The following is a 17421-nucleotide window of genomic DNA, read 5'->3' on the forward strand; positions in this document are numbered from 1 at the left end:
GCTCGACACGAACGGATTTTTGAATGCGATATCTCCCCCTCACCAACGAAGACCGCGCTGCCATGCTCGCGCGGATCGGTGCCTCCTCGATCGACGATCTGTTCGTGGACGTGCCCGAAGCCGCGCGCCTGTCCGGCCCGATCGCGGGTTTGCCGAACCACGCCAGCGAAATGGCGGTCGAGCGGCATATGGCCAAGCTCGCCCGGCAGAATCTGTCGGCGGGGGAAGCGCCCTTCTTCCTGGGGGCGGGAGCGTATAAGCATCATGTGCCCGCATCGGTCGATCATCTGATCCAGCGCGGCGAATTCCTGACCGCCTACACGCCTTATCAGCCGGAAATCGCGCAGGGCACGTTGCAGATGCTGTTCGAATTCCAGACGCAGGTCGCGCGGCTCTATGGCTGCGACGTGGCCAACGCCTCCATGTATGACGGATCGACCGCCTGCTGGGAGGCGATCGTGATGGCACGGCGCGTAACTAAGCGCGGCAAGGCTTTGCTGTCATCGGGTCTGCATCCGCATTATGTGTCGGTGGCGGAGACCATGGCCAAATTCACCGGCGACGCGCTGCAGACCGCATTGCCCACGCTGTCCGCAGAAACCGATGCGGAGGCGCTGCTGGAGGCGATCGATCGCGATACATCCTGCGTGGTGGTGCAATATCCCGATATCCTCGGCCGCATCGCCGATCTGTCCGCCATCGCGGCGCGGGCGCATGAACATGGCGCGCTGCTAATCGCGGTCGTCACCGAACCCGTCGCTTTGGGTGCGTTGAAGGCACCGGGCGACATGGGCGCGGATATCGTGGTGGGCGAAGGCCAGTCGATCGGCGTCGGCCTGCAATTCGGCGGACCCTATGTCGGTCTGTTCGCTTGCCAGGAACGCTTCGTGCGCCAGATGCCCGGCCGCCTTTGCGGCGAGACCGTGGATGCGGAAGGCAAGCGCGGTTTCGTTTTGACTCTCTCCACGCGCGAGCAGCATATCCGCCGCGAGAAGGCGACGTCCAATATCTGCACCAATTCTGGGCTGTGCGCGCTGGCCTTCTCGATCCACATGACCCTGCTCGGCGAGCGCGGCCTGCGCGATCTGGCGATGCTCAATCATGGATTGGCGGTGCAGGCGGCGGAGACGCTGGCGGCGGTGCCTGGGGTCGAACTGGTCAATGACAGCTTCTTCAACGAATTTACGCTCAAGCTCTCCAAGGAAGCGCGTCCGGTGGTCCGCGATCTGGCGGAGCGCGGCATATTGGCCGGCGTGTCACTGGGGCGGCTCTATCCGGGGGCGGACGCGCTGGCGCACGGGCTGATCGTCGCGGTGACCGAGACGACCACATCGGAGGATATCGCGGCGCTGGCCGCTGGCCTGAAGGAGGCGCTGGCATGAGCATCAACCAGAGCGGATGGAAGCCCGCGATCGGCGACACCCAAGCGCCCGCCGCCGCCACCTACACCGGCAATCGCGCACTGATGCTGGAAGAGGCGCTGATCTTCGAGATTGGCGACACCCGGACCACGGGCGTCGATTTTTCTCCCTCTCCCCTTCAGGGGAGAGGGCCGGGGAGAGGGGAAGTCGGCGCAAGTGCAGGTGACGAAAATGCCCCTCTCCCAACCCTCTCCCCTGAAGGGGAGAGGGCTAACAGGCTCGGTGGACTCGAACGCACCGCGTCCTTCGGTCTGCCCGGCCTGTCCGAACCCGAAACGGTGCGCCATTATACGCGCCTCAGCCGCCAGAATTACGCGATCGACCTCGGCCTGTTTCCGCTCGGCTCCTGCACGATGAAGCATAATCCGCGCCTCAATGAAAAGGTGGCACGGATGCCCGGTTTCGCCGATCTGCATCCTTTGCAGACGATGGACACCGTGCAGGGCGCGCTCGGCGTGATTCACGAACTCGCGCATTGGCTCAAGACGCTCACCGGGATGCCAGCGGTGGCGATGAGTCCCAAGGCCGGCGCGCATGGCGAACTCTGCGGCCTGCTCGCGATCCGCTCTGCGCTGGAAGCCCGCGGGGACGCGCGTTCGGTGATCCTCGTCCCCGAAAGCGCGCATGGCACCAATCCGGCGACCGCGGCTTTCTGCGGCTATGGCGTGGAGAATATCCCCGCGACCGCCGAAGGACGCGTCGATCTGGCGGCGCTGACGGCGCGGCTGGGTCCGGATGTGGCGGCGGTGATGATCACCAATCCCAACACCTGCGGCCTGTTCGAGCGCGACATGAAGGCGATTTCGGATGTGGTCCATGCAGCGGGCGCGCTGGTCTATTGCGATGGCGCGAATTTCAATGCCATCGTCGGTCGCGTGCGGCCTGGCGATCTCGGTATCGACGCGATGCACATCAATCTGCACAAGACCTTTTCCACCCCGCATGGCGGCGGCGGTCCCGGCTCCGGCCCGGTGGTCTTTTCCGCCGCGCTTGCACCTTTTGCGCCGCTGCCCTTCGTCGAAAAGACCGACGCCGGCTATGTGCTGGTGGAGGAGGAGACCGCGGGCGAGCATCATGCGCAGAATTTCGGGCGGATGACGGCGTTCCATGGTCAGATGGGCATGTTCACCCGCGCGCTCGCTTATATCATGAGCCATGGCGCGGATGGCTTGCGTCAGGTGGCCGAGGATGCAGTGCTCAATGCCAATTATATCTTGCGGAGCCTGGACGGCGTGCTGGATGCGCCCTTCGGTGCCAGCGGCCCTTGTATGCACGAAGCGCTGTTCGCCGATGATGGCCTGGCCGAAGGGTTCAGCACGCTGGATATCGCCAAGGGGCTGATCGACGAAGGCTATCATCCGATGACGGTCTATTTCCCGCTGGTCGTCCATGGCGCGATGCTGGTGGAGCCGACCGAGACCGAGAGCAAGGCTGCGCTTGATCAGTTCATCGGCGCGCTGCGTTCGGTGGCGGAACGGGCCAAAGCGGGCGACGCTGCGCTCAAATCCGCGCCGCATTTTGCGCCGCGTCGCCGGCTCGACGAGACCCTGGCCGCCAGAAAGCCAGTGCTGGTGTGGAAAGAGCCGGTCGTGGCCGAGGCCGCGGAGTAAATGGAGGCGTGACCGGATCAGAGCCCTGGTTCGTGGCCGAGGCCGGGCCGGAGGCGAAGAAATATGCGCCCGCCACGCTGCGCAATCGCGATGCGATCGTGGACGTGTTGCGCGGAATACTCCCCGAAACCGGCCTCGTGCTGGAGATAGCGAGCGGGAGCGGGGAGCATATCGTCCATTTCGCGCACGCCTTTCCCAAGCTGGACTGGCAGCCGAGCGATCCGGATGCGGAAGCGCGGCGCTCGATCGCGGCATGGACGGCTGAATCGGGGCTCGCCCATATCCGCCCGCCGATCGATCTGGACGCTGCCGCCCCGGATTGGCCGATCGCACGGGCCGATGCGATATTGTGCATCAACATGATCCACATCAGCCCCTGGGCGGCGACCGAGGGGTTGATCGCAGGCGCGGCACGATTGCTGTCGCCGGGCGGCGTGCTCTATCTCTATGGACCGTTCATCCGCGCGGGCGTGGAAACGGCGGAGAGCAATCTGGCGTTCGATGTCTCGCTCAAGAGTCGCGATGCGGAATGGGGCATCCGTGCGCTGGAGGATGTCACCATGCTGGCGGCGGGGCAGGGGCTTCGGCTTGATCAGGTCGAGGAGATGGCCGCGAACAATCTGTCGGTGGCGTTTCGGCGGGAAGATAGGCGGAGGGACTGAGCCGCAACGGACGTCATCGCCGCCGAAAACAGTCCGCGCTGTGATCGTTCACGATCCCCACCGCCTGCATCCAGGCATAGACGATCACTGGTCCGACGAATTTGAAACCGCGCTTCTTGAGCGCCTTGGACATCGCTTCGGACAGATCGCTCCTGGTCGGGAAGGTCACGCCGTCGCCGATGATCGGCTGGCCGCCCGCCATGCCCCAGACGAAATCCGCGAAATCCTCGCCCGAGTCCTGCATCGCCAGATAGGCGCGCGCATTGCCGATCGTCGCCTCGATCTTGGCGCGGGCGCGCACGATCCCGGCGTCGCCCATCAGCCGCTCCACATCCTCCGGCCCGAAGGCAGCGACCTTCACCGGATCGAAATCGGCAAAGGCGGCGCGAAACGCGGCGCGCTTGCGCAGGATGATCAGCCATGAAAGCCCTGCCTGAAAGCCATCGAGCATCAATTTTTCCCAGAGCGCACCACCATCCCGCTCTTCCACGCCCCATTCGGCATCGTGATAGGCGCGCATCAGCACGTCATTGTCGGCCCAGGCGCAGCGCGTGTTCATGCCAAGCTCCTTGGTGCCAGCAGGATGACACCCGCGCCCGCCAGGCAAAGCGCCGCGCCCGCCAGATCCCAGCGATCGGGCCGCACGCCCTCGATCCGCCACAACCACACCAGCGAGGCCGCGATATAAACCCCGCCATAGGCTGCAAAGGCGCGTCCCGCGGCGGCGGTGTCCACGCGCGTGAGCAGCCAGGCGAACAGGATCAACGCCGCAATTCCTGGCACCAGCCACCAAGCGGATTTGCCCAGCTTCAGCCAGGCCCAGAAGGCGAAGCAGCCGGCGATCTCCGCAAAGGCAGCGGCGCTATAGACGAAGGCGGTGGTCATCGCGCCGGAGTGCCGCGACGCGCGGCGGGGCGCAAGCCCGTCAGTGCGGTCGATAGAGATAATCGTCCGGCAGTCCAAGGCGACGGCAGGACTGGATCGCGGGGGATTCGCGCAGCATCAGCCGTTCGCTGGAGCGTGCCACAGCACGGACCAGCGCGCGTTCGCCGGGTTTCAGAGACCAGTCCGCGCCCAGATCGAGCCGCTCGCGCAGCCAGCCTGGCAGGATATCGATGGCGGCGCGGATCAGCATCCGCTGCATCGGACGCGCGACCGCCGGAAAGGCGGGCACATGGGCCATGATATCCAGAAATTCCGCTATGATCGGCGATCCGACCAGCTTGCGCTCCATCCCCGCAAACAGCGTATCCAGCGCCACCTGCGATCGCGGCGCACCAATTGCACCGTAAAGCCGTGCGGCGGCATATCCTTCCTCCAGCATGGCATTGCGGTCTGCCAGATTCAGCGGGCGGACGAAGCCGTGATAGGCCTCCATAAAGCCATAGCTCGCGGTGGCCTGCACCCAATCGAGCAGTTCGGGATCATTGGCATCATAGGCGATGCCGCCGCTGGTGTGACCTGTCACCCGGCCGTGCGCGCTGACCACACGGGCGATCATCGTTTCCGCCTTGCTGCGTGGGCCATAGACCGTGACCATCGCAGCCAGACCCGTGCGCTGAAGCCGGGCGAGCGCATCAGTGCGGAAATTGCTATGCTGCCACACGCCATCGCGCACGCGCGGTTCGGCAAGTTCGAGCAACACGGCGGCGATGCCGCCGATGAACAGCGAAACCGGATTCTTGAACACGCGCCAGGAGACGGATTCGGCCGCAATCAGCGCATTTTCGCCGCGCGGTCCAGCAAAATCAACGACCGGCCCGGCCGCGGGCTGCAGAAAGGCGTGCGCCATGCTGTCCATGCGGCGTTGCAGCGGATTGGGCAGTGCCAGGGCACCTGTGGATTGAAACATTGGCATATCCTCCGCTGCATCAATGCTTGAGCGCGTCAGATGGGTGCAAAGACCTGATTTGATGGAACGCCGTGCGCCTCGATCAGGCGCTAATCCGCTGCGGCCGTGATCGTCGCTGTATTCTGGCGGGATAGCCGGTGTTCACGCCACACGATGTAAAGCCCGCTGGCGATGATGAGCGGCGCGCCCAGCCAGGTGCTCGTGCCAGGCAGCACGCTGAACAGCACATAGCCATAAAGCGTGGCCCAGATCAGGCTCGAATAATCCATCGGCACCACCACCGAGACGGGTGCCCAGCGCAGCGCAGCGGTGAGCGCCATCTGCCCGAGCCCGCCGACGGTCCCGATGCCCGCGAGCAGCGCCCAGCTTGCCGTGTCATGCGCTTGCGCGAAAAAGAGATAGGCGGTGCCGAATACGGGCACGGACAGGAGCGAAAACCAGAAGACCGTGGTCGGCGCGGTTTCGGTCTTGCCCAGTTCGCGCAACTGGATGCTGATCACCGCGACCATGAATGCCGCCATCAGCCCCACCAGACCCGCATAAAGCGGGAAATGCCCATGGCCGGGCTGCACCACGATCAGCACGCCGATGAATCCCAGGATCACCGCACCCCAGCGGTGGATCCCCGCCACTTCCTTCAGGATCAGAACGGAGAGGATCGTGGCGAAGATCGGCACGGTGAATTGCAGCGTCGTCGCCTCCGCCAGCGGGAGGAGCACCACCGCCCCGAAATTGAAGGTCATGCCGATCATGCCGAAGATAGTGCGCGTGATATGCCGCGGCAGACGGCGGGTTTTGAGCGAGAGGATGCCCGGACCGAGCAGCACCCACAACAGCACCACCGGCACCGCGAGTAATTGGCGGAAGAACATGATTTCCACCAGATGCACGCCGCGCGCCGAGGCCAGCTTGATCAGCGCCCCCATGCTCGCGAGGCAGAATATCGCGAGCAGGCGAAGGCCGAGCGCATAGAAACGGCGTTCGACGCGGGGGGAGGGGGCTGACGGCATGGGGCGCTTTGGAAGGTTTTGCTTCAAAAATACATCCCGTGGTTTAAGGCGACGCGATCAAAATCCGAATTCGTTCGACCCAATGGAAAGTGGCTCCCCTTGAAACACGCGCTCAACATCACCCGCGAACAGGATTTCGCCGCCTGGTATCAGGCTGTGATTTCGGAGGCCGATCTGGCCGAGGAATCGGGGGTGCGCGGCTGCATGGTGATCCGGCCCTGGGGCTATGGCATCTGGGAACGCATCCAGAAATTGCTCGACGCCGAGATCAAGGCGACGGGACATGAGAATTGCTATTTCCCGATCTTCATCCCGCTCTCTTATTTCGAGAAGGAAGCCGAGCATGTGGAGGGGTTCGCCAAGGAGATGGCGGTCGTCACGCATCATCGGCTGAAGGCGGACGGTAATGGCAAGCTCGTCCCCGATCCCGAATCGAAGCTGGAAGAGCCGCTGGTGGTGCGCCCCACGTCGGAAACGGTGATCGGTACGGCTTTTGCCCGCTGGGTACAGAGCTGGCGCGATCTGCCCGTGCTGATCAACCAATGGGCGAATGTGGTGCGCTGGGAAATGCGCACGCGGATGTTCCTGCGCACCAGCGAATTCCTGTGGCAGGAAGGCCATACCGCGCACGCCTCGGCCGATGAAGCGCGCGAAGAGACGTTGAAGATGCTGGAGGTCTATCGCCGCTTTTCGGAAGAGTGCCTCGCCGTGCCCGTGGTCGCCGGCGAAAAGCCGGAGAATGAACGCTTCCCCGGTGCCGTCGCCACCTATTCGATCGAAGCGATGATGCAGGATGGCAAGGCGCTGCAGGCGGGCACCAGCCATTTCCTCGGCACCAATTTCGCCAAGGCGCAGAATATCCGCTTTCAGAACAGCGCGGGCGAACAGGAACTGGCGAACACCACGAGTTGGGGCGTTTCCACCCGCATGATCGGCGGCGTGATCATGGTCCATGGCGATGATGATGGGCTGCGCGTGCCGCCGGTGATCGCACCCTATCAGGTGGTGATCGTGCCGATGCTGCGCGATACGGACGAGGATGCGGCAATCCTCGATCATTGCAAGGCGCTGGCGCTAGAACTCAAGGCGCTGAGCGCGTTTGGCGAGCCGATCCGTGCGCTGGTGGACGGAAAGTCCGCCAAGGCCAAGCGCTGGACCTGGGTCAAGAAGGGCGCGCCGCTGATCGTGGAGATCGGCCCGCGCGACATCTCCGCGGGCAATGTCTCCCTGATCCGTCGCGACCGTCTGTATGACGCCAATGGAAAACTGGCCGGCGCGGCGGTGTCGCGCGGCGATTTCGTGGCCCAGGCCGCCGCGCTGCTGGTGGAGATTCAGGATGCACTGCACGGCGAGGCGACCGCACGACTGCACGCCAATATCGTGCGCGGCGTGACCGATTTCGCAGGCTTGGAACAGCATTTCGCCAGGGGCGGAAAATTCCCCGGCTGGGTGGAAGTCCAATGGTCCCGCCCCACGGGCGCGGGGCTGGAGGCGGTGGCCGAACGGCTCAAGAAGCTGAAGCTCACCATCCGCAACACCCCGCTCGCCGCCGCGCCGGCCGACGGCACCTGCGTGTTCAGCGGGGAGCCGGCGGTGGAGCGGATCCTGATCGGGCGGTCTTATTGATATGTCGCTGAAGCATCTTGCCCTGTTCGCTTTGGCCTTAGCCGCACCCGCCATGGCGCAGACCGATGCGCCGCAGGGCGTCCCCGCCGCTGAGACGCCCAGGCCCGTGACCGTCAAGGTGACGCTGACCACCAGCCAGGGCGCGATCGTGGTCGAGGTGGAGAAGGAACGCGCGCCGATCACCGCGGCCAATTTCCTGCGATATGTCGATCAGAAGCGGCTGGATGGCGTGACCTTTTACCGTGTTATCAATCAGGGCGGTGATTTCGGGCTGGTGCAGGGCGGCGTCTCCAACGATCCCAAACGCGTCCTCAAAGCCATCGCGCATGAGCCTACTAGCAAGACCGGCCTTTCGCACGTGGACGGCGCGATCTCGATGGCGCGCGGCGCGCCCGGATCGGCTTCGGGCGATTTTTTCATCACCGTGGGCCGGATCGAGTCCTTCGACGCCCATCCCGAAAATCCCGGCGACAATCTGGGCTATGCCGTCTTTGGCCGCGTGGTCGAGGGGATGGACGTAATCCGCAAGATCCTGATCGAGCCCACCTCGCCCACCGCGGGCGCGGCAGCGGGGATGCAAGGGCAGATGCTTGTTACGCCGGTCAAGATCCTGACCGCGCGGCGGGCGAATTAGGGGTGCTGGCGGGTGTTGCCGTGCGGCCGGTTGCCGGCTTGGCTCATACGGACGACATGACGACATAAGCGCCCACCGCCAGCACGACGCCCGCAAAACCTCGCTCCAGCATTCCTTTTCGCGCGCTGAGGGCACGGCCCAGCGCAATGCCGGCGATCGTCCCCGCGACACCGCCTGCCACCAATACGGACGTTATGGTCCAGTCGACCAGGCCCGAGGCGGCATAGGAAAACGCGGTCGTCAGCCCCAGCGCGCTCACCACCATCAGCGAGGTGCCGATCGCATAAGGCAGCGGCATTGCGGTCGCCAGGATCAACCCTGGTACGATCAGGAACCCGCCGCCGATGCCGAAGAAGCCGGCGGCCAGACCGACGCCCAGCCCGATCGGCACCAGCCGTGGCAATAAAGCCGCCGCACTGTCGCGCGTCAGCCGCACGTCCGGCATCTCCATCATGCGGCGCTTGCGGAGCATCGATAGGCCGACACCGATCATCAGCAGCCCGAACAGAAGGATCAGTCGCTTGCCGTCGATCGCCTTGCCCACTTCCGCGCCCAACGCAGCGCCCACCACGCCAGCCCCTGCAAACACGCTCGCACAGCGCCATTTGACTCGTCCGGCACGGGCATGGCCGACAAGGCTCGCAAACGCATTGACCGTCACTGCCACCGCAGCGGTTCCGATCGCTGCGTGGGGCGAAGCCGCGCCCACCACGTAGATCAGCAGCGGCACCGCGAGGATCGATCCACCCCCGCCGACCAGACCGAGAACGAGGCCGATCAGTCCGCCAGACGCCAAGGCCGCCAGGATGGTGATGGTATCCATTGCCGCTTTAGGCCGTCGTGCGCCGATTCCAGGGCATGATCCGGAGCAGGTTCGCCATGCCGAACCAGCCCGTCGCGCCGGCAAACATCAGCCCAGCGCCGACGAACGCCGACAGCGCGAAATAGCCTGGCGCGACGAACAGGCCGAGCAGCACGCCTGTCAGCACCAGCGCGCCTGCAGTGATCTGCACCTGACGCATGATCTCCATCGGCTGCGAGCGATCCGCGACCGTCGCAAGCCCCGCACGCCGCCAGGCATCGAGTCCGCCATCTAGGATATAGGCCGGGGCATCGCCCGCTGCCTTGGCCAGATGCGCCGCATTCGTCGCCGTCCGCATTCCGGAGCGGCAATGGAATATCACCGGCCGGCTTTCTTGCGAGAGATCACTGATGCGCGCGAGCGGCAGGCTGGTCGCGCCGGCGATCCGCTCGCGTGCATGTTCGTCAACATCGCGAATGTCGATCAGTCGCGCGCCGGCGTCGATCGCGGCGCGGGTTTCGGTCGGGGAGAGCGTCTTGATCATCGCATCAGTCCTTGCAGTAAAGTTCGTAAAGGGTTGCAAGCAGCGCCTCGACCCGTGGATCGGCGATCCGATACCAGAGCGTCTGGCTTTCGCGTCGGAAGGCGACAAGATCTTCGTCGCGCATTTTCGCCAGGTGCTGCGAGCAAGCCGATGGCGACAAGCCCACGTCACGGGCAAGGTCACTCACCGTCATTTCGCCATGTTCGACCAGCTTGCAAAGCAGCATCAGCCGCCGCCTATTGCCGATTGCCTTCAGCATATTCGCGACCAAGCCGGCCTTTGTCTCGAATGCCGCGAGGTCCATCGGTGGTTTCAGCATCTTGTCACTCCATTAGATATTGCTAATGTAGAATTATCTAATATATAGTCAAGGCAGAATGGAGAACAATCATGACCCAGCCCCATATCGAGGCCTTTTTCGACGCGCCGACCAACACGATCAGTTATCTCGTCGGCGATCCAGCAAGCCGCACCGCGGCTGTCATCGACCCGGTGCTTGATTTTGATCTTGCCAGCGGAGTCGCCGACACGCGCTCGGTGGAGCGCATCCTGGCCTTCGCACAAGAACATGATTGGCGAATCGAGATGGTGCTCGAGACGCACGCGCACGCCGATCACCTCTCGGCAGCCCCCTTCATCAAGGCGCGCATGGGTGCCTGGATCGGGATCGGCGTGCACATCCGCGACGTGCAGCGTATCTTCCGTCCGGTCTTCGCCATGACTGATCTCAAGACCGATGGTTCCGACTTCGACCGGCTCTTCGAGGATGGTGATCGCTTCGCCATCGGCGCGCTGGAGGTCGAGATATTGCATGTTCCCGGCCATACGCCGGCGGACATCGCCTATCGGATCGGTGATGCCGTCTTCGTGGGTGACACGCTGTTCATGCCCGATTACGGCACAGCACGCGCCGATTTCCCCGGCGGAGATGCACGCACCCTCTATCGGTCGATCCGCCGGCTGCTGTCATTGCCCGAAGAGACGCGCCTGTTTCTGTGTCACGATTATAAAGCGCCGGGCCGCGACGATTATCGCTGGGAAACCAGCGTTGGCGAACAGCGGCGTTCGAGCGTTCACATCCATGACGGGATCGATGAAGACGCTTTCGTGGCGATGCGTGAAAGCCGCGATACGCAATTGCCGGTGCCCAAACTCCTGCTGCCGTCGATTCAGGTCAACATCCGCGCCGGTCACTTCGCGGAGGCCGAGGCGAACGGAGTCACATATTTACGGATACCGGTAAAATGGCGGAACGAGACTGAGAATAATTGAAGCGCGTTACCTCGTTACCAACTTTCGAGACCTCGACCTTCGAACACTCATCCCAGATCGGTCATTTCATAGAGAGGCCGGATTTCGATCTCGCTGGGGCCGGGCATCGGATTGGGGCAGCGTTTCGCCCAGGCGAGCGCTTCGTCCATGTCCTTGACGTTCCACAGCCAGAAGCCCGCGACCAGTGTGTGGGGGGCAGCGAACGGCCCATCTGTGACGGTCCGGCCGGGGCCATCGAATCCAACGCGTTTGCCCTCGGCGCTGGGCTTGAGGCCATCGGCCATGATCAGGATTTCGGCATCGCGCAATGCGTCGTTGAACCGGCCCATCGCCGCCATCATCTCGCTGGTCCAGGGCTCGGGAAACAAACCCCGTTCGCTGTCCTCGGTCGCCTTCACGAACACCATCACCCGCATCGTCCGTCTCCTGTTCGGGCCGGTCGCTCCCTAGCGCGCCGCGTGCGCCCACCATGTTTCAAAACGGGCGCGCTCCTCTGCCGTCATGTGCAGCCCGATCCGGCTGCGCCGCATCAGGCAATCCTCGGGCATCTTCGCCCATTCGCGCGTCCGCATCCAGCGCGCCTCGATGGCGGTGAAGCCGGCACCGAAGGCCTCGCCCATGTCGCTTTCGCTATGCACCGCCGCCAGCATCTCATGCAGCAACATCCCATAGCTCTGCGCCATCCGCTCCGCGCGCGCCGCGCCAAGGAAGGGCCAGCGGGCGTTCACCTCGGCCAGGAAATGCCGGAATTGCGCGATCGCGCCGCCGGGGAAAATCCGCGCGCGGGTGACGGGGTGCGGATCCACGCCGATCGACGGTGCCAGTTTTTCCAGCGCCTCCTCCGCCAGATGCCGCGCGGTGGTGATCTTGCCGCCGAAGACCGACAGGAGCGGGGGACCGGCGGTGTCCAGTTCGAGCACATAATCGCGCGTCACCGCCTTGCTCTCCGACGCGCCATCGTCATAGAGCGGGCGCACGCCGGACCAGGTGGTTGCAACGTCCGCGGCGGTCACCTGCTGCGTGAAATAGCGATTGGATGCGCCGACCAGATAGGCGATTTCCTCCTCCGATATCTGCGCATCTTCGGGGCGCTTCACTGCGATATCGGTGGTGCCGATCATCGTAAAGCCCTCCTGATAAGGAATGGCGAAGACGATGCGGCCGTCCGCCTGCTGCAGCATATAGGCATGGTCGCCCGCAAACAGGCTGGGCACGACGATATGGCTGCCCTTGATCAGGCGGACATGGCTGCGGCTGTTCGATCCCAGCCGGGTCAAGGCTTCCGCCACCCATGGCCCGGCGGCGTTGACCAGTGCGCGGGCGGAGACGATGCGTCCGTCGGATAGCGTGGCGCTCCACAGGCCGTCTTCGCGGCGGGCCGACACGAGTTCGGTCCGTGTCGCGATCTCGGCACCATTGTCCGCTGCGTCCATCGCGTTGAGCAGCGTCAGGCGGCTGTCGTCCACGCGGCAGTCCGAATAGACAAAGCCCTTGCCCGGCCGCTGGAGCGGCGCGTTGAAGGCGGTGTCATGCCGGGAAAGCCCGCGCGAGCGGGGCAGGCTGATCCTGCCGCCGATCCAGTCATAGAGCACCAGCCCCAGTCGCACGAGCCACCAGGGCCGCACCGCATTTTCATGCGGCAGCACAAATTGCATCGGACGGATGATGTGCGGCGCGGCCTTCAACAGCAGTTCGCGCTCCTTCAGCGCCTCGCGCACCAGCTTGAATTCGTAATATTCCAGATAGCGCAGCCCGCCATGGATGAGCTTGGTGGAAGCCGACGAGGTATGCGACGCCAGATCGTCCTTCTCCACGAGCAGGACGGAGAGGCCGTTCAGCGCCACCTCGCGCGCGATCGCGCACCCGTTGATGCCGCCGCCGATGATGAGGAGATCGAAGCTCATGGCCTCTTGATAACGCCAAAAACGACGCTGTCATTCCCACGAACGCTGGAATGCCGCTTTTTTGTCTTGCGCTGTCATAGCAAGAAGCCGGATCCCCGCCCGCGCGGGGATGACGGAAGGGTGCGGAGTGGCTATCTCTGTCTCATGCCTAAAACAAAACACATCGGCCTGCCGTCCAAAAAGCAGATCCTCGAATTCATCACCACATCCGAAACCGCCGCCGGCAAGCGCGAGATTGCCAAGGCGTTCGGGCTGCAGGGCAATGAGAAGATCCTGCTGAAGGCGTTGCTGAAGGACATGGCGGACGAGGGACTGATCGACAGCGCGCCCGGTCGCGCCTTTCACAAGATGGGCGGTATTCCCAAGGTCACCGTGCTGCGCGTCACCGATGTGGACGAGGATGGGCAGGCCTGGGCCGTGCCGGAGCGCTGGGAGGCGAGCGGCCCCGAGCCGCGGCTGCGCGTGAAGGAGAAAAGCCGCAAGGGCGCGATGGGGATTGGCGATCGCTTCCTCGCGCGGACCGAGGAAGCGGGCAGGGGCTGGATCGCGCATCCGATGAAGCAACTCGCCAAGGGCTCCGAACTGATGATGGGCGTGCTCCATGATGAGGGTGGCACGCTCTGGCTCAAGGGGCTCGACAAGAAGGAACGGCGCGACGTGCCCGTCTCCGACGCGGGCGGGGCCGGGGCGGGCGATCTGGTGATGGCTGAAAAGACGGGCCGGCCGCCGCGGATCACGGCGCGGGTAACCGAAAAATTGGGCGATCCGTTCGAACCGCGCAGTTTCTCGCTGATCGCGATCCACAAATTGGGCATCCCCCATGTGTTCGACGTGGATGTGATCGAGGACGCGGAACGGGTCGCCAAGCTCGATCTCGGTCAGAATCGCGAAGATCTGCGCCATCTCCCGATCGTTGCGATCGATCCCGCCGACGCGCGCGATCATGACGACGCGGTGTGGGCCGCGCCCGATGACGATCCCAAGAACCCCGGCGGCTGGAAGGCGATCGTCGCCATTGCCGATGTGAGCTTCTATGTGCGCCCCGGCTCGGCGATCGATCGCGAGGCCAAGAAACGGGGCAACAGCGTCTATTTTCCCGATCGCGTGGTGCCGATGCTGCCTGAGAGCCTGTCCGCGGACATGTGTTCACTCAAGCAAGGCGTGGATCGCGCGGCGATGGCTTGCCACCTCACGATCGCCGCGGACGGCACGCTCAAGGGCTGGCGCTTCACCCGCGCGATCGTGCGGCTGGCGGCGAACATCGCCTATGAGGATGCGCAGGCGGCGATCGATGCCCATCATCTCCGTTTGTCCCGAGCGCAGTCGAGAGACGTGGGGACAGATCGGGATGATGTCTCGCCTGCGCTCGACACCAACGGATTGGGGGATCTGCTCGAGACCGCCCTGGTGCCGCTCTGGGCCTGCTGGAAGCTGCTGTTCGCCGCTCGCGAGAAGCGCGCGCCGCTCGATCTCGATCTGCCCGAACGCAAGATCTCGCTCGACGAAATGGGTCGCATCCTCTCGGTCGCACCGCGCGAGCGGCTCGATGCGCATAAATTGATCGAGGATTATATGATCGCGGCCAATGTCGCGGCGGCCAAGGCGCTGGAGGGCAAGAAGGCACCGGTGATGTACCGCGTCCACGAACCGCCCTCGCGCGAGAAATTGGTGGCGTTGAAGGAATATCTCAAGACGTTCGAGGTGGAGTTTGCGCTTGGTCAGGTCGTGCGTCCCGATACCTTCAATCATGTCATCCGCCGCGTCGGCGATGCCGATTTCAAGCCGCAGATCATGGAGCAGATCCTGCGGACCCAGACCCAGGCCTATTATGCGCCGATCAACCAGGGGCATTTCGGTCTCGCGCTGGGCAGCTATGGTCATTTCACGTCGCCAATCCGGCGCTATGCGGATCTGATCGTCCACCGGTCTCTGGTCACGGCGTTCGGGCTGGGCGAGGGCGGGCTGACCGCCGATGAGGCGAGCCGGATGGAACCCATCGGCGAGATGATCTCCACGCTTGAACGCCGCGCGATGGAAGCAGAGCGCGATACCACCGATCGCTATGTCGCGGCCTATCTCAGCGAGCGGGTCGGCCAGATCATGGACGTGCGGATCACCGGTGTACAGAATTTCGGATTTTTCGCCACGGTGGAAGGCCTGGGCGGAGACGGGATCGTTCCCGTGCGCGATCTGGGCGGCGAATATTTCCGTTATGACGAAGCCACGCACAGCCTGACCGGCGAAGATACGCAGACGCGCTACGCCAGCGGGCAAAGGCTGCAATTGCGGCTGGCGGAAGCCAATCCGGTCAATGGCGCGCTGCGCTTCGAATTGCCGGAAGGGAAGGGGGCGGCGGGGCCGCCGCGGGGCGGCAAGGGCAAGCATGGCCGGCCGATCATCCACCGCGGACGGCCCGCGAACATCCGGCATCAGGGACGCAAGCGCTGATGCGCCTCGATGGACGGCCGGAGATCGATTGGCGGCGGCTGGCGGATGGGACATTGGTGTATGAAAAGCCGTTCGCCGCGCTGGACGGGGAGCGGTTCGAGCGGATCGCGCGCGGCTTTGGCGAGCATTATGACACCCAGTGGTTGAGCCCGGACAGCTTCTCCTTCGCGCGCGGCGAAGGCTATACCCGGCTCGAACGCTGGGATGCGTTCGGCTATGTCGACGGCGGCACCGTGGAGCGGCTGCGCAATGAGGAACTGCCTGCCCTTGGCGACAATATCGCCGTATTGCCCGCCGGGTGGAAGGCGATCCGCTTCGCGCTCAACATGCGCGTGATCCTGATCTTCTGGGCCTTTCTGCTGCTGATGGCGCGGCTGTTCACCGGCGAGGGGCATGTGGCTTTGTGGCTTGGCGGCTTCATCCTTATCTATGCGCTGCATGTGATGCTGATCATGCGCAGCCTTGATGGGAAGCTGGCCACGTGGATGGCGCGCAAGAGCTGGAATTAGGGTTTTTGACGGATTTGTGCTAAGCAGCATTCTTTCCCGGGAATAACGCTGACCAGCGCCCTAAAACAGGAGACGCTGATATGAGCCGCGCCATCAATCTGAACGCCACCGAAGATGCCGTCCGCACCGCCTGCACCAGCCTGAGCGTGCAGATCAGCGCGATCGAGCCGTTGTTGTCGGGCGGCACCCGCGTCGTGCTCTCCACCAGCGTTGGCGCAGAAGCCCTGCGCATCAAGATGAAAACGAAGATCATGCAGGGTCGTGTGGAGCGCTCACCTTTCTATATGGCGCGTTGATCGGGCTGATGCAGGTTAATATGTGCGGCCATGGCCGCCGATAAATCTGCACGTTAAGACGCCGGTTGCAAAATACTGGCGCTTGGCCTATATTCAAATCGCTAACGTCGCCTGCGACGGAAAATTACGCCTTTTTGGCAAAATTCTTCCTCTCCACGCTACTGGCTCTCCGGGCGCATTTGTTCGGGGAAACCTTTATTTTTCCTGGAAAGGAAGAAATCATGCCAATCGGTACAGTCAAGTTTTTCAATGCGGACAAGGGCTATGGCTTCATTCAGCCTGAAGATGGCGGCAATGACAGCTTCGTGCACATTTCCGCTGTTGAGCGTTCGGGCATGGCCACGCTGAACAAGGATCAGCGCGTCAGCTATGACGTCGAGCAGGATCAGCGCGGCAAGATGTCCGCGGTCAATCTCTCGGCAGCTTGAGCCTAAAGACATGGCCAAAGAGGATCTGATGACCCTCGAGGGCCTGATCGAAGAAATTCTTCCAGACGGACGCTTTCGCGTCTGTCTGGAGAATGACCACAGAATCGTGGCTTATACCGCGGGCAAGATGCGCAAATTCCGCATCCGCAGTGTGGTCGGCGATCGGGTTCATGTCGAAATGACGCCCTATGATCTCGACAAGGGGCGTATCGTTTTCCGCGAACGCACTCCCGGCGGCGGCAATGGCCCTCCGGGTCCGCACAACAAGCGTCGTCGTTAAAGACACCGCTTCGCTTCACTCCAGCCGTCATGCCAGCGCAAGCTGGCATCTCGTTTCTTCTTCACAGGCCCGCGCAGGATCGCCGGTATAAAACCGGGCGAACCGCAAGGCGGCCATGAAAGG

20 protein-coding genes are annotated in these 17421 nt (G+C 63.5%); 11 read left to right on the forward strand and 9 right to left on the reverse strand.

All coding sequences use genetic code 11. The features are described from left to right. The first annotated feature begins 23 nt into the window (after window positions 1–23). The 3 genes from gcvPA to FHS49_RS15305 are packed head-to-tail and all read left to right on the forward strand — an operon-like array spanning window position 24 to window position 3693. Window positions 24–1382 (forward strand): aminomethyl-transferring glycine dehydrogenase subunit GcvPA, encoded by a 1359-nt coding sequence (gene gcvPA, locus FHS49_RS15295; protein WP_184020188.1) that lies wholly within the window; start codon window positions 24–26, stop codon window positions 1380–1382. Continuing rightward, window positions 1379–3031: an aminomethyl-transferring glycine dehydrogenase subunit GcvPB gene (gene gcvPB / locus FHS49_RS15300; protein WP_184020190.1), complete on the forward strand. Its 1653-nt coding sequence runs from the start codon at window positions 1379–1381 to the stop codon at window positions 3029–3031. Before gcvPA ends, gcvPB begins: the two co-directional genes overlap by 4 nt. An 8-nt stretch (window positions 3032–3039) precedes the next feature. Further along, the gene (locus FHS49_RS15305; protein WP_343052996.1) at window positions 3040–3693 is read left to right on the forward strand and encodes a DUF938 domain-containing protein; all 654 of its coding nucleotides are present in this window, start codon (window positions 3040–3042) and stop codon (window positions 3691–3693) included. Between the two features lie 13 nt (window positions 3694–3706). Here FHS49_RS15305 and FHS49_RS15310 read toward each other — a convergent pair whose 3' ends face one another. The 4 genes from FHS49_RS15310 to FHS49_RS15325 form a co-directional block, all read right to left on the reverse strand. Continuing rightward, window positions 3707–4252 carry a DNA-3-methyladenine glycosylase I gene (locus tag FHS49_RS15310; protein WP_184020192.1) on the reverse strand — a complete coding sequence of 182 codons (546 nt, stop codon included), beginning with the start codon at window positions 4250–4252 and terminating at the stop codon, window positions 3707–3709. Then, a complete protein-coding gene (locus FHS49_RS15315; RefSeq protein ID WP_184020194.1) occupies window positions 4249–4578 on the reverse strand; it encodes a YnfA family protein in 330 nt (109 codons plus the stop codon). The genes FHS49_RS15310 and FHS49_RS15315 overlap by 4 nt, the downstream gene beginning before the upstream one ends. Window positions 4579–4618: 40 nt before the next feature. Further along, window positions 4619–5545: an oxygenase MpaB family protein gene (locus FHS49_RS15320; protein WP_184020196.1), complete on the reverse strand. Its 927-nt coding sequence runs from the start codon at window positions 5543–5545 to the stop codon at window positions 4619–4621. A gap of 89 nt (window positions 5546–5634) precedes the next feature. Then, entirely contained in the window at window positions 5635–6555 is a 921-nt protein-coding gene (locus FHS49_RS15325; RefSeq protein ID WP_184020198.1) for a DMT family transporter, read from the reverse strand. A gap of 99 nt (window positions 6556–6654) precedes the next feature. On the opposite strand from FHS49_RS15325, the gene proS reads away from it, so the two are divergent. Further along, the gene (gene proS, locus FHS49_RS15330; protein WP_184020200.1) at window positions 6655–8181 is read left to right on the forward strand and encodes a proline--tRNA ligase; all 1527 of its coding nucleotides are present in this window, start codon (window positions 6655–6657) and stop codon (window positions 8179–8181) included. A gap of 1 nt (window position 8182) precedes the next feature. Beyond that, entirely contained in the window at window positions 8183–8815 is a 633-nt protein-coding gene (locus tag FHS49_RS15335) for a peptidylprolyl isomerase (RefSeq protein ID WP_184020202.1), read from the forward strand. A gap of 43 nt (window positions 8816–8858) precedes the next feature. Here the strand turns inward: FHS49_RS15335 and FHS49_RS15340 are convergent, their stop codons facing one another. From FHS49_RS15340 to FHS49_RS15350, 3 genes are read right to left on the reverse strand one after another with little or no spacing between them, the layout of a single operon-like run. Beyond that, the gene (locus FHS49_RS15340; RefSeq protein WP_184020204.1) at window positions 8859–9638 is read right to left on the reverse strand and encodes a sulfite exporter TauE/SafE family protein; all 780 of its coding nucleotides are present in this window, start codon (window positions 9636–9638) and stop codon (window positions 8859–8861) included. Window positions 9639–9645: 7 nt separating this feature from the next. Next, window positions 9646–10161, reverse strand: a complete 516-nt coding sequence (locus tag FHS49_RS15345; protein WP_184020206.1) for a rhodanese-like domain-containing protein — start codon at window positions 10159–10161, stop codon at window positions 9646–9648. 4 nt (window positions 10162–10165) lie between these two features. After that, on the reverse strand, window positions 10166–10480 hold the full coding sequence (locus FHS49_RS15350; RefSeq protein ID WP_184020208.1) for an ArsR/SmtB family transcription factor: 315 nt from the start codon (window positions 10478–10480) through the stop codon (window positions 10166–10168). 71 nt (window positions 10481–10551) lie between these two features. Here FHS49_RS15350 and FHS49_RS15355 point away from each other — a divergent pair, with 71 nt between their 5' ends. Next, window positions 10552–11433 carry an MBL fold metallo-hydrolase gene (locus FHS49_RS15355; RefSeq protein WP_184020210.1) on the forward strand — a complete coding sequence of 294 codons (882 nt, stop codon included), beginning with the start codon at window positions 10552–10554 and terminating at the stop codon, window positions 11431–11433. 47 nt (window positions 11434–11480) lie between these two features. On the opposite strand, the gene FHS49_RS15360 is transcribed toward FHS49_RS15355, so the two are convergent. Together FHS49_RS15360 and glpD are read right to left on the reverse strand one after the other, a co-directional pair. Then, window positions 11481–11849 carry a YciI family protein gene (locus FHS49_RS15360; RefSeq protein ID WP_184020212.1) on the reverse strand — a complete coding sequence of 123 codons (369 nt, stop codon included), beginning with the start codon at window positions 11847–11849 and terminating at the stop codon, window positions 11481–11483. Between the two features lie 30 nt (window positions 11850–11879). Next, window positions 11880–13337, reverse strand: a complete 1458-nt coding sequence (gene glpD / locus FHS49_RS15365; RefSeq protein ID WP_184020214.1) for a glycerol-3-phosphate dehydrogenase — start codon at window positions 13335–13337, stop codon at window positions 11880–11882. Between the two features lie 144 nt (window positions 13338–13481). On the opposite strand from glpD, the gene FHS49_RS15370 reads away from it, so the two are divergent. From FHS49_RS15370 to infA, 5 genes are all read left to right on the forward strand, one after another. Beyond that, a complete protein-coding gene (locus tag FHS49_RS15370) occupies window positions 13482–15785 on the forward strand; it encodes a ribonuclease R family protein (protein WP_184020217.1) in 2304 nt (767 codons plus the stop codon). After that, complete coding sequence (locus tag FHS49_RS15375; protein ID WP_184020219.1) at window positions 15785–16294, forward strand: hypothetical protein; 510 nt, start codon at window positions 15785–15787, stop codon at window positions 16292–16294. The genes FHS49_RS15370 and FHS49_RS15375 overlap by 1 nt, the downstream gene beginning before the upstream one ends. A gap of 80 nt (window positions 16295–16374) precedes the next feature. After that, window positions 16375–16590 carry a hypothetical protein gene (locus FHS49_RS15380; RefSeq protein ID WP_184020221.1) on the forward strand — a complete coding sequence of 72 codons (216 nt, stop codon included), beginning with the start codon at window positions 16375–16377 and terminating at the stop codon, window positions 16588–16590. A gap of 221 nt (window positions 16591–16811) precedes the next feature. Continuing rightward, complete coding sequence (locus FHS49_RS15385; protein WP_184020223.1) at window positions 16812–17018, forward strand: cold-shock protein; 207 nt, start codon at window positions 16812–16814, stop codon at window positions 17016–17018. A gap of 10 nt (window positions 17019–17028) precedes the next feature. Then, on the forward strand, window positions 17029–17298 hold the full coding sequence (gene infA / locus FHS49_RS15390) for a translation initiation factor IF-1 (protein WP_184020225.1): 270 nt from the start codon (window positions 17029–17031) through the stop codon (window positions 17296–17298). Window positions 17299–17421: the final 123 nt, after the last annotated feature.

The organism is Sphingobium boeckii (assembly GCF_014199215.1).
Lineage (GTDB): Bacteria > Pseudomonadota > Alphaproteobacteria > Sphingomonadales > Sphingomonadaceae > Sphingobium_A > Sphingobium_A boeckii.